Origin of the sequence: Robertkochia marina (assembly GCF_004799345.1) — a bacterium.
GTDB lineage: Bacteria > Bacteroidota > Bacteroidia > Flavobacteriales > Flavobacteriaceae > Robertkochia > Robertkochia marina.
This window is the reverse complement of sequence record NZ_SSMC01000001.1, coordinates 155,496-166,958: the sequence shown is the minus strand read 5'-3', so window position 1 is coordinate 166,958 and position 11,463 is coordinate 155,496. Positions and strand designations below refer to the sequence as shown.

Below are 11,463 nucleotides of genomic sequence, written 5' to 3'. Positions count from 1 at the left end.
TTCTTTTTTAAGAGGTTAAACAGTGGTTTCTTTTTCTTTCTTCATTTCCTGGGCAGCCTGCTGTACAGCCTTAACGATATTGTTGTACCCGGTACACCTGCAGAGATTCCCTGAAATACCCCAGCGAATTTCTTCTTCTGTCGGGTCGGGATTGTTCTTCAACAGGTCAATTGAACGCATGATCATACCCGGGGTGCAGAAGCCGCAGTGTAAGCCGTGCTGATCGTGAAAGGCCTGCTGCAGCGGATGGTTGGTACCGTCTTCTGCAATCCCTTCTATGGTGGTGATGTTGGCGCCGTCAGCTCTTACAGCCAGGTAGGTACATGATTTTATGGATTTACCATCCAGTAAAATGGTGCAGGCCCCGCAGTTGGAGGTGTCGCAACCAATATGGGTTCCGGTCATGTCGAGATTTTCTCTGATAAAGTGAACAAGGAGCAAGCGGGAATCTACCTCGGCAGAAACGCTTTGTCCGTTGATCGTCATGGTGATATTGTGTTTTGCCATTTCCGTATTACTTTCTTGCCCTTTCCAGAGCTTTATTCAACATTCTTTTAGTGATCGTATTTACTATGGAGCGCTTATAGGCTTCTGAACCTCTCAGGTCTGAATCGGGTTCACAATCTTCACTGGCGATCTTTCCAACTTCTTCGATCAGTTCATCGGTGATTTTATTGCCGCGCAAAACTTCCTCTCCTCTTTCCAGACGCATCGGCATCGGACTCAGATTGGTTAAACCTATCCCAACTTCTGTGCATACGCCGTTATCATCCAGTTCAATATGAACAGCTACTCCGGCAGTTGCATAATCTCCTACTTTACGTTCAACCTTGTGATAGGCACCACCGCTATTGGGTTTGGCCTTCGGGATCTGGATTTCCGTGAGTATATCTCCCGGTTCAAGAGCCGTCATGTAAAAACCGTGAAAAAACTCATCTACCGGGATAGATTTTTCTCCATCCGGACCATGGGCTATAAAAGTGGCCCGTAATGCGAGCATCAGGGCCGGTTGGTCATTGGCAGCATCACCGTGGGCAATGTTTCCACCTATGGTTCCGCAATTTCTCACTGAAGGATCCGCTGTTAACCATACTGCATCCCCGAATATCGGATACTTACTTTTCAGAAGATCGTTGTGTTCCAACTCTGTTTGTGTGGTGAGTCCGCCGATCTTTAAAACATCTCCATCCTCTTTGATGTAAGAGAGGCCCTGGAGTTTACTGATATCAATAATGTCTTGGGGAGAGGCGAAACGAAGCTTCATCATGGGGAGCAGACTTTGTCCGCCCGACATGTATTTAGCTTCTTCGCCCAATTCTTGTGACAAGGCGATAGCTTCCTCTATCGTAGATGCCTTGTGATAATTAAAAGGTGCAGGGATCATAGAAATTAATTATGTGTTTAACGATTTTTTTCCTAACGAAGTGAACCCTAAGTTATTAAGAAAAATACCAACCCATTAATAATTACTATAAAAAAATCACAAATCCTTATAAATTTTAACTATCGATTAAATATTTGATAATTGCAAATAATACTTACAGATAATTCTGTATTCTCAAGCCTGTATAATCTTACTATCCCTCTCCCTCCGGGAGGGGGTGGCGCAGCCGGGGGAGGACCGAGCGTAAAAAAAAGGTCTGGTAGACCTTTTTAGCGAACCTGCCTGACGGCAGCCAGGGGGGCCAGATGGCGCGCTGGGCCAGGGTGGGGTGGTTGCAGGGTGGTTCCCGGGTACTCCTCAAGAGCGGAGTGAATTATAATTGACTTTTTTGTAACATCCCCAACGCCTTCTCCCGTTCATCCATCGTATTGGCATTCAGAAGCACTTCTTCATTTTCAAGCTTAACGACCTTTACGTCATTATTGATCAATACTTTACGGGCACAGGAATACCCCATAGACATATAGTGAAGCAGCACCGGGTAGGCCCGGGGTTCCCAGATAGTAATAAGGGGTTCCGGGAAGCCGGTTTCAGAATTGTAGAAGCAGGTGGCTAGTTTTGAAGGGTCACGTTGAGCTACCAATTTTTCAAGGGTGCTCTTATTTAAAAGAGGGACATCACAGGCCACGGAGAACCAGGCGGCATTGGGGTCTTGTTGAAAAGCCGAAAGGATGCCTCCATAGGCCCCCAGGTGTAAAAAAGTATCCGGTAAGGCAGTTGGAAAAAGTTCAGCCTGTTCCTCCCGGCAGGAAACATAGGTGGCCTCACATAGTTCTGCCAGCTCTTCCTTGAGGTATAGGTGTTGAGGTTTCCCGTGATAGTCTAAAAAGGCCTTGTCGACTCCCATCCGGGTACTTTTGCCCCCACCCAGGATCAATCCCTTGATCTTCGGTAACCGATCTATAAGGAAATTCGCTACCAGTTTCTTCATCCCGGCCCGGTCATCGATAGTAACAACCGGCAACTCCTTGTAATTAGGAATTAACTCTTTTATATATTCAGGTAATTCTCCTTTCTCTTCCTCACCCTCCTTCGTGCTCCGAAGCTTTGGCGAGGGAGTAGTCTCCAAACTCACTAAACCGATCACATGCGTCAGCTGTTCTTTTCTCTTTTCCAGCTTTGCTTCTTTTGAAGGATCAATGATCACAAGCTGATGCATTCCCTTTTCGTGATTTCCATTGACCATTGTAAGATGAGAAGCATTGAACATGGCAGAACGTTCAAAATCGGATACCCCGGCAGAAACATCCAACCGGTGATAGGAGATCTTATTGGTAAACTCCCAGGAAAATACTGATGGAGTGGTTTCTTCGTTTAGTGGAGATTTATGGTCCGCATCAATATAGGCGGCATCGCACAGATCTGATATTTCCTCAGCGATCATCCGGGCGAGTTTCCCTATCCGGTGGCAATTGCTTCCCAAAATGCTGATCTCATGTTGTCCGTACACCCCCTTATAAGGTTTTGTTAATTTGCTGTGTTGTTGATGCTTCATGTCTTGTGAATCCTGATAATTTTCTGAACTTTAACATTGGATTTATAAACCGCAGATGAAGTTAAAAAGAATGCTGCTAATAAAATCCTATAGAATTACTAATTTATCGGGCAACAAGCTTTAGGTATGACCTCAAAATACACCCGGATATATGCAGATTACAATGCTACCACACCCTGCGATCAGCGGGTGGTAGATACCATGATGCCTTATTTCAACATGCATTTCGGAAACCCATCCAGCAGTCATCATGCTCATGGGTGGCTGGCCATGGACGCCATTGATAGCGCTTCAGAAACTCTTGGTACTGCCCTGGGCGTATCCCCCGGAGAATTGGTATTTACTTCAGGATCTACAGAGAGTATTAACAGTATTCTCAAAGGATTGTATCTGAAAGGAAGAAGCAAAAGAAACCATATTATCACCTCGAAAGCGGAGCACAAGGCAGTGCTGGATACCTGCCAGGCGCTGGAGGCTGAAGGAGCTAAGGTTACTTACCTGGACGTGACCGCCAATGGCCTGGTGGATACGCAGCAATTAAAGCAACATATATCAGACACCACCCTGGTGGTGGCGATCATGCTTGCCAATAATGAGACCGGGGTGATACAACCTTTACAGGAGATCTCAGAGCTCTGCAAAACATACGGCAGCTTTTTGTTTTCTGATGCTACCCAGGCGTTGGGAAAAATCCCATTAGACGATTTCTTTGACCATGTTGATTTTGCCTGTTTCTCTTCCCACAAGGTATACGGTCCGAAAGGAGTAGGACTGACCTATATTAAAGATGGTAATGAGAAATTCCTCGAGGCCTTTATGCATGGGGGCGGACAGCAACGGAAGCTTCGCGGAGGTACCTATAATACCCCCGGAATCGTTGGTATGGCAAGGGCTGTCGAATTATCGGTTAAAAACTTGGAAGTAGAATTTGCAAGGTTGAGGGGGTTGAGGGATCAACTCCAGGAAGGTTTATCAGCAATAGAAGAAACCGTAGTCAATGGTGCAGCTGCTTCGAGATTACCTAATACTCTGAATGTATCATTTAAGTATGTGGATGGGGAAGGATTATTGCGCGCCCTGAGCAAGCAGGTGTCTGTGTCCAACGGTTCTGCCTGTAACTCGGCCAATGTGAATCCATCTCATGTGCTGACCGCTATGGGTATTCCTGAAGTGCTCGCCTTTTCAAGCATTCGCTTCAGCCTGGGGCGTTATACTACACAAGAAGAGGTGGAACAGATCATCGCCATTGTTTCCCGGGAGGTGGCCGCCCAACGGGAAGCTAATATTCTATGGGAGAGAAGGAAGAGGTAAGTTTATTTGAGTCTACTATGCAGCCTTTTAAGATGAGCTGCGGGGTCAAAATTTTCAATAAAGCCGCTTTCTTCCCCTATCTCAAGCGCTTTAATTAATTCGCTTTCCTTTTTTTCTTCACGTTCGAGTAATCTTAAGGCCGAGCGGATCACTTCACTTGCAGAACTGTAGCGCCCGGATTTAATCTCTTCCTTGATGAATGCTTCAAAATGATCACCAAGTGATATGGAAGTGTTTTTTCCCATGATGAAAAGGTATTTAACTGAAAATACCAAATCTTGGTATTTGTAGCAAGTATTTTGAAACGATCTAACCTGAGAATGCGGAAATATCAATACCGCTCATGAATAGGCTCCTGCTTTTCGCGAAGCATCCCGCCTTTTTTTCCGGAGAATACACTGAGGATCTCAGCGAAAATACTGGCAGCGATCTCTTCGGGAGTATTGGCACCGATCTCTAATCCGCAGGGTGCATAGATACGTTCCAGCTGTTCGGGTGTAAGCGGAGTGCCGCGATCTTCCAGTTCATTCACCATCTTTTTAAACCGTTTCTTTGGGCCCAGGCTGGCGATATAAGGGGTTGGCGAATTAACAAGGTTTATTAAATTCCTCAGGTCGGTTTTGTAGTCGTGTGCCATGAGTACCACGGCGGTTCTGTCGTCTATAAGAGGCTGTTCGGTATCATCTTTCTGATACAGGTCTTTTACAGCCCCCAGTTTATCCTTACGAAGTTTTTGTAGCTTCCCTACCAGGCTCACCTCCCAATCCATTACCTCCGCCAGGTTGATCATAGGATATACATCGTAATTATCCCCATAGATGGCTAAGTGAAATTGTGGGGGTATCAATTCGATGAAGGCACTTACAGACAAGGCGTTGAGGTTATAATGATAGATCTTTGATCTTTTAGAATCAAGAACGGTTTGGATATCTTTTTCCAAGGAAGCTTTCAGAGCTTGATGTTCAAAGTTCTCCAAGGTTTGTGTTGCCGTATCGTAATACCAGTTTTGTCCGAGCGCAATCACATCAGGGGTATTGGTGGCTGTGACCGTTACCAGGATATGGGCTTTTCGCGATGCTACACAGCGTTGCAACAGGTTCAGGGTGTTACCTTCCTGTGTGATCGGGGTAATAAGCACATCGATGACCCCATTACACCCTAAACCAACGCCGATCTGATTCTCATCGTCTTTTGAGGTGTCATAGGTTACGATGGAAGGCTCTTTTTTGAGGATGGCGATCTGTGAACGTTGCAGGGCATCGCCTTCCAGGCAGCCTCCGCTGATACCGCCCTCAAAGGTACCGTTCTCGAAAACGATCATTCGTGCCCCTTCCCGGCGATAGGAAGATTCTTCGACCCGTACCACCTGGGCGATGGCACACTTTTCTGTTCCCTGGCCGTAAGAATCATAGAGTTGTAATATAGATTTGATCTCTTTCATAACTTGCAATTTTCTTTGAGAAGCGGGTTATATTCGAATTAACTATCTCCATATAATGAAATAGTATTGCAGTAATTAGCTATAATGCAGTATCTTCACAGGTACAACCTTCTTTTTGATAAAAATATAAAATTACCTGCTAAATATTGAGCATGATGAAATTAAAGGACGGATTCGATAGAACGATTGACTATGTGCGCATAGGGGTGACCGATCGTTGTAATCTGAGATGCTTTTATTGTATGCCCAAGGAAGGTATTCCTTATGAACCCAAGGCTCATTTACTAAGTTATGAGGAGATCGTTCGTATTTTGAACGTGCTGGGGCAGTTAGGATTTCAGAAGGTACGTTTTACGGGCGGAGAGCCCTTTTTGCGGAAGGATTTTATCACCCTCCTGGAAAAAACGCATGCGTTGAATTACTATCCCAATATTTCGATCACTACCAACGGAACTTTTATTGTTAAGCATATTGAAAAGTTAAAAGAACTGGGCATTACCACGCTCAATCTAAGCCTGGATTCTTTGGATGCGGAACGATTCAAACAGATCACCAGGCGTGACGATTTTGAAAAGGTCATACATGCCTTTCACACCCTGATCGACCAGGGGTTTAATCTGAAGATCAATGCGGTGGTCATGAACGGGATCAATACCCGCGATATTTTACCTATGGCTGCCCTGGCAGAGCAATACCCGGTGAGTGTTCGATTTATTGAAGAGATGCCTTTTAATGGCGGTTACAAGCAAAATAAGACCGTTTACAGTGCAAAAGACATTCTGAATACCTTACAAGAACAGTACCCCACGCTGACCCGAAAATCAGGGAATCATGGAGATACTTCTACCAACTATGCCGTTGACGGTTTTGCCGGTGATGTCGGGATCATTCCTGCTTTTTCACGTACTTTTTGCAATACCTGTAACCGACTGCGTATTACCCCTAAGGGAGAGATCAAGACCTGTCTCTATGATGGTGGTGTATTCAGTATTCGCGATTTTATACGTTCGGGGGTTACCGATGAAGCTTTGGCCGAAAAGTTTATGGAACTGGTAAAAATAAAACCCAAAGATGGTTTCGCCGCTGAACAAGAAAAAGGTAAGTCGCTCATCAGAAAAGAAAGTATGAGTACCATCGGGGGGTAAAACCATGGAAAAAACATTTATTACATATCAAGAAGCCTTAAAGATCCTGGAGGAGAATAAGACGTCTTTTCCGGTCGCCGAGGTGTCTATTCACGATGCCGGCGGATTATTTCTGGCAGAAGACCTGGTGGCCGACAGGGATTTTCCTCCTTACCACCGGGTCACCATGGATGGAATCGCTATTCGCCACCGCACCTTTGAAAACGGTACAGTTTCCTTTCCTATTCAGGATGTGGCTCCTGCCGGGGCCCCTCAAAAAACTTTGCAGGATGCCAATGCCTGTATCGAGGTGATGACCGGAGCCATTTTGCCCAAGGATGCTGATACGGTGATCCGATATGAAGATCTGGAGATCAGTAATGGGTCGGCAACGATAAACGTCGATGCGGTGACCAAACGACAGAACATTCACTTTAAAGGCATTGATATTACCGAAGAAACCGTGATCAAAAATGCAGGAGAACGCATCTCCAGTGCCGAGATCAACGTGGCTGCCGCGGTAGGTAAGGATACCATCAAGGTGCGAAGAATGCCTAAAACGGTAATCGTTTCTTCGGGAGATGAGTTGGTGGATGTACATGAAAAACCGTTGGCGCATCAGATCAGAAGATCAAATGTATACGGTATTAAGAATACCTTGAAAGAATGGGGTATTCCGGCAGACTTAAAACATCTTCCTGATGAAAAGGAGGAAATGGAAAAGATCATTTCCGGACTGTTGGAAGCTTATGATATGCTGGTGATCACCGGTGGTGTTTCTAAGGGAAAGTTCGATTTCCTGCCGGAGGTACTCACCAAACTCGGAGTGGAAAAGCAATTTCACAAGATACAGCAACGCCCCGGAAAGCCGTTTTGGTTCGGTAAGAAGGATGAGAGCACCCACATTTTCGCCCTTCCCGGAAACCCGGTTTCGGCCTTTGTGTGTTTATATGTATATATCCGGTTCTGGCTGCAAAAGTCACTGGAGGTTGTAGATGGTCCCGTCTATGCCAAACTGACCGAGGATGTGATCTTTAAACCCGAGCTGATCTTCTTTACCGAGGCAAAGATCAGTTATGATCAGGAGGCCACCTTATGGGCTACCCCGGTCTTCGGAAACGGTTCAGGTGATTTTGTCAACCTGGTAAATACCGACGGATTTTTAGTGCTCCCACAGGAAAAGAACCTGTTTAAAAAAGGAGAAGTCTATCCCTTTATACCCTACCGAATGAAATTATAATGTAATGAAACCCGAAAAGACATCCTGTTGTAATGCTGAAAAGGCCGTGGCCGTAAAAAATGCCCCCACCTTTAAAAGCGGATTTATGTCTTTTTTGTCTACGGCGTTAATTATTATCATCCCGAAATGTCCGTTTTGTATCGCCGCCTATGCCGGATCCATACTGATGTTCTTCGATATTGAGATCATGGCCCTGCAACCCATCGTTGATCATGGAAAACCGGTCTTGGGTCTTATTATCATCGCCCTGATCGCTTTTAATTACAACGTAAAAAAATCAAAGGTGGCTTTGGGTATCGCCCTCGCTGCCATGACCGTTTTACTGCTCACCACCTACGGCAAGGTCTATATTGTTCCTGAATGGATGATCTACCTGGCCTTTTTCTTCGCGGCCTGGTACAACGGGAATTTTAAGTATTTCTATAGTTTTTTACGTAGAGGTAGACAGGTAAGCAGGTAGGCGGGTAAGCAGGTAAGAACGTCATTGCGAGGCAGACCTTCGGTCTGACGTGGCAATCTCCCTATTATTAAACGGAATAATAAATTTGACCGCCTTCGTCTTCGCGAGTTTTCCCTCATGGGGCAATGTGGCGATCTTTCAGTTTTACCTTAATGCTAAAAAAGAATTCATCATCTTATCAATGCGGTTCAATAGAAACCGTAATTATCCCCTCCTTTTAAAGGAGGGGTGGCGAAGCCGGGGTGGTTAATCCCGCTTCGGCGGGATGTGGCGATCTCCTGAATTAGAGTACTGAAGGTACTTCGGTTTAAGAAGCCCTCCCCGAGCTGTTATAAAAATCAACTGCTAAGTGTAGGCTCCCCCATCCGTCTTCAGGCCATAGCCTGAAGCCACCTTCCCCTGGGAGGGGAAGGTGAATTAATTACCCCTGGCAGACTTTCATGCATAAGGACCCTAACGAGAATTGGTGTTGAAGGATACATTACCCTTCCCCTTTTAGGGGAAGGTGATCACGCTTCCAGCGTGATCGGAAGGGGTGGTAAGTTGCACCACAAATTTTATGAAGGTAAAACCAAAGCTGGATGGGGGCTTCTTATACCTGATCTAAAAGAGCTTCAGAGTAAACTTCGGGAGACCTGTCTGCCGCGGCCTGCCAGGCAGGTCGCCACAGGCCTGCTTTCGCCTACGCGCCAGCTGGCTCCTTCGCTAAAATGGTTCACTGAACCATTTCTTCACCCTCGGCCCTGCAAAGACGTGTTATTTTAACTCTTGGTGTAACTCGTCCCCCGTCCCCCGTACCTCGTAACAAAAAAACCCGGCAAGCAGCTTATTTCCACCAACCGGGTCTTTTATCTTTACTCTTGATTCCTGGCTCTATTCCGCAGGAGTATACCATATCGGACTGCTCCAGGCGCGTTCCTGGATACTTACAGGAAGATCATCTCTTAATTCTCTGCCCAAGGCCTTGGCATCATAGGTGCTCCATCTCGGGGTCGGGATCTCTAACACCCGTGCGTAATACACGGCATAAAGAGATGGATCAAAATCCGGATCGGTCCACACCGTTTGTAGTTCTACGCCACCTATGTCGTTGGTATAGGTTGCCTCTGCTCCATTTACGGTATTACCCACCTCAGGGGCACTGCCATCAGCAGCTACTTCCCGGTCTCCGGAAAGGGCCACATTGTATATTTTTTCTTGTTGATTACCATCTGCATCAACCCATCCCTTAATGATCTGTATGCGGTCGAGGTTGGCACCATCGGGATCTTTCATCGCATGTATGATAAACGACGGGGCATTGGTTTCACCCCCGTAGAGATCTCCGCCCATAGGAACTCCACTATTGTATGCAGCTTCCAGCCAATTCGATTCGGCAAGGGTTTCCCGGGTAAAATCAAAACCTCCAAAGAAGCGTACCCTTAATCGCGGACCAGACGTTGCGAAGGTCTCTTTGCGCATGATCGCTTCAAAAATTTCTTCCCGGGTGTTTGATTTTGCCCATACTCCGGCAAGTCCTGCACTACCAAATCTCCTGACCTGGTTGGCTGATTTCTCATCAACTCCGGGAGGACCGTCAAGACGGTGTTCAGGGCTGTTCTCAAACCCAAATTTCCCGTGATAGTCATCCTCTTCTATTGGGGAATACGAATTATGGGTGTCTGAATCTCCAATGAAACCATATTTGAACGGGTTCCCGTTCCCTTCCTGCTCATATTTTAACGAACGGATCAGGGCCTCCCGCATATAGCCTCCTCGTTTATTTTTTGGAGCAATGGCACCGGCAGCCAGGGTGTAATCCCATATTTCAAAGTTTCCGAACTCATCATTCGGAGAAAGTTCAGGATGGGTTTCAGAAACCCCCTTAATTTGGATCAGCTCGTACACAGGCTCATTTCTCATACGTGTGGTGGCGTATTCTTTGCTGATCGTACTCCCTCCATATGACTCCCCGATAGGAAACATGATTCCATCACTGGCATTTCCATTGTGTGGTACCGCCAGAAGCTCATTGCCTTGTGAACGCTGATTGTCCATCCATTTCCATAGTTCTTCAGGCACACTGGAGTCAACGGCGGAAAAAGCAGCCTCAGGGACTTTTTTTGTGTCCTTGAACAATACGATACGGTGAATGTTTCTCCAGTCTGGGGCTGCCGTCCATTCAAAGGCAGCGAAGGTGGTAAATTTACCCGGCTTGTAATGTTTGTCAGCAATACCGACCATTTCTTTCCAGATGTTCGTTGCAAACTCAGGATCTCCTAAAATAGAATCTCTTCTTTGGTAGGTATATATACCATCTGAAATTTCACCATAGGCAGCAAAAGAAGCTGCCGGATCATCTCCGGTTATATCACCTGCAAGAGGGTGGGTACTCATGATGCTGTTCTCATCTTCCATATATGGCAAGGCTCCGAGGTATTCGGCATGGTCAGACACCGCGTACCAGTCAAGAGGTTTGGAGAGTTGAAGAGGTGTGCCGTCCCCTCCGCCGGGAATTGCCTGTCCCTGAGCCCACTGATAGGCCTCATCAGGACCTGTGGCAGCAGAATTTATATAAGCATCAAAAGACCATTTGGTATGCACATGCAGATTTCCGAAATAGGCCTCTTTCAGGGGGTTTTGAGCCACCTCAGTAGAAGTATCGGATGTTGTTGATGCCGGGTTAGTGGTGTCACCGGACTCTTTTTTATCAGTTTTGCAGGAAATTGTGAGGATCAGGGCGAAGAGGAGTGTAGTGATCCGTAACATTTTTCGTTTTTTATTTAAGCTAAGTTACTGAAAAAGAGTTGTTTGTAAAAAAAGTTTTCTATAGGGATATAGGGATGTAGGGATGTAGGTTACGCGCAAGCGCGTCAAAGATGGATGAAAATATCCCCCTCCTTCCCAAGGATGGGGATATTTTCATCCATGTTTTTGTATTCTCGCATAACCGCATAACTAAAAAACCC

General features: G+C 46.0%; 10 protein-coding genes. 4 read left to right on the top strand and 6 right to left on the bottom strand.

Features of this window, described 5'->3' with window-relative positions:
• Nucleotides 1-15: 15 nt before the first annotated feature.
• From E7Z59_RS00635 to E7Z59_RS00625, 3 genes are all read right to left on the bottom strand, one after another.
• Complete coding sequence (locus E7Z59_RS00635; RefSeq protein ID WP_136334359.1) at nt 16-507, bottom strand: (2Fe-2S)-binding protein; 492 nt, start codon at nt 505-507, stop codon at nt 16-18.
• Between the two features lie 7 nt (nt 508-514).
• Nucleotides 515-1,384, bottom strand: a complete 870-nt coding sequence (locus E7Z59_RS00630) for an FAD binding domain-containing protein (RefSeq protein ID WP_136334358.1) — start codon at nt 1,382-1,384, stop codon at nt 515-517.
• Nucleotides 1,385-1,757: 373 nt separating this feature from the next.
• Nucleotides 1,758-2,939 carry an NTP transferase domain-containing protein gene (locus tag E7Z59_RS00625; protein ID WP_136334357.1) on the bottom strand — a complete coding sequence of 394 codons (1,182 nt, stop codon included), beginning with the start codon at nt 2,937-2,939 and terminating at the stop codon, nt 1,758-1,760.
• 126 nt (nt 2,940-3,065) lie between these two features.
• Here E7Z59_RS00625 and E7Z59_RS00620 point away from each other — a divergent pair, with 126 nt between their 5' ends.
• Nucleotides 3,066-4,250 carry a cysteine desulfurase family protein gene (locus E7Z59_RS00620; protein ID WP_136334356.1) on the top strand — a complete coding sequence of 395 codons (1,185 nt, stop codon included), beginning with the start codon at nt 3,066-3,068 and terminating at the stop codon, nt 4,248-4,250.
• Between the two features lie 2 nt (nt 4,251-4,252).
• On the opposite strand, the gene E7Z59_RS00615 is transcribed toward E7Z59_RS00620, so the two are convergent.
• Both E7Z59_RS00615 and E7Z59_RS00610 read right to left on the bottom strand, forming a co-directional pair.
• Complete coding sequence (locus E7Z59_RS00615) at nt 4,253-4,495, bottom strand: type II toxin-antitoxin system ParD family antitoxin (RefSeq protein WP_136334355.1); 243 nt, start codon at nt 4,493-4,495, stop codon at nt 4,253-4,255.
• Between the two features lie 86 nt (nt 4,496-4,581).
• Complete coding sequence (locus tag E7Z59_RS00610; RefSeq protein WP_136334354.1) at nt 4,582-5,691, bottom strand: XdhC family protein; 1,110 nt, start codon at nt 5,689-5,691, stop codon at nt 4,582-4,584.
• 152 nt (nt 5,692-5,843) lie between these two features.
• On the opposite strand from E7Z59_RS00610, the gene moaA reads away from it, so the two are divergent.
• From moaA to E7Z59_RS00595, 3 genes are read left to right on the top strand one after another with little or no spacing between them, the layout of a single operon-like run.
• Entirely contained in the window at nt 5,844-6,836 is a 993-nt protein-coding gene (gene moaA / locus E7Z59_RS00605) for a GTP 3',8-cyclase MoaA (RefSeq protein ID WP_136334353.1), read from the top strand.
• Between the two features lie 4 nt (nt 6,837-6,840).
• Complete coding sequence (locus E7Z59_RS00600; RefSeq protein ID WP_136334352.1) at nt 6,841-8,055, top strand: molybdopterin molybdotransferase MoeA; 1,215 nt, start codon at nt 6,841-6,843, stop codon at nt 8,053-8,055.
• Nucleotides 8,056-8,059: 4 nt separating this feature from the next.
• Nucleotides 8,060-8,515, top strand: a complete 456-nt coding sequence (locus E7Z59_RS00595) for a hypothetical protein (RefSeq protein WP_136334351.1) — start codon at nt 8,060-8,062, stop codon at nt 8,513-8,515.
• 873 nt (nt 8,516-9,388) lie between these two features.
• Here E7Z59_RS00595 and E7Z59_RS00590 read toward each other — a convergent pair.
• On the bottom strand, nt 9,389-11,263 hold the full coding sequence (locus E7Z59_RS00590) for a DUF3604 domain-containing protein (RefSeq protein ID WP_136334350.1): 1,875 nt from the start codon (nt 11,261-11,263) through the stop codon (nt 9,389-9,391).
• Nucleotides 11,264-11,463 lie beyond the last annotated feature (200 nt).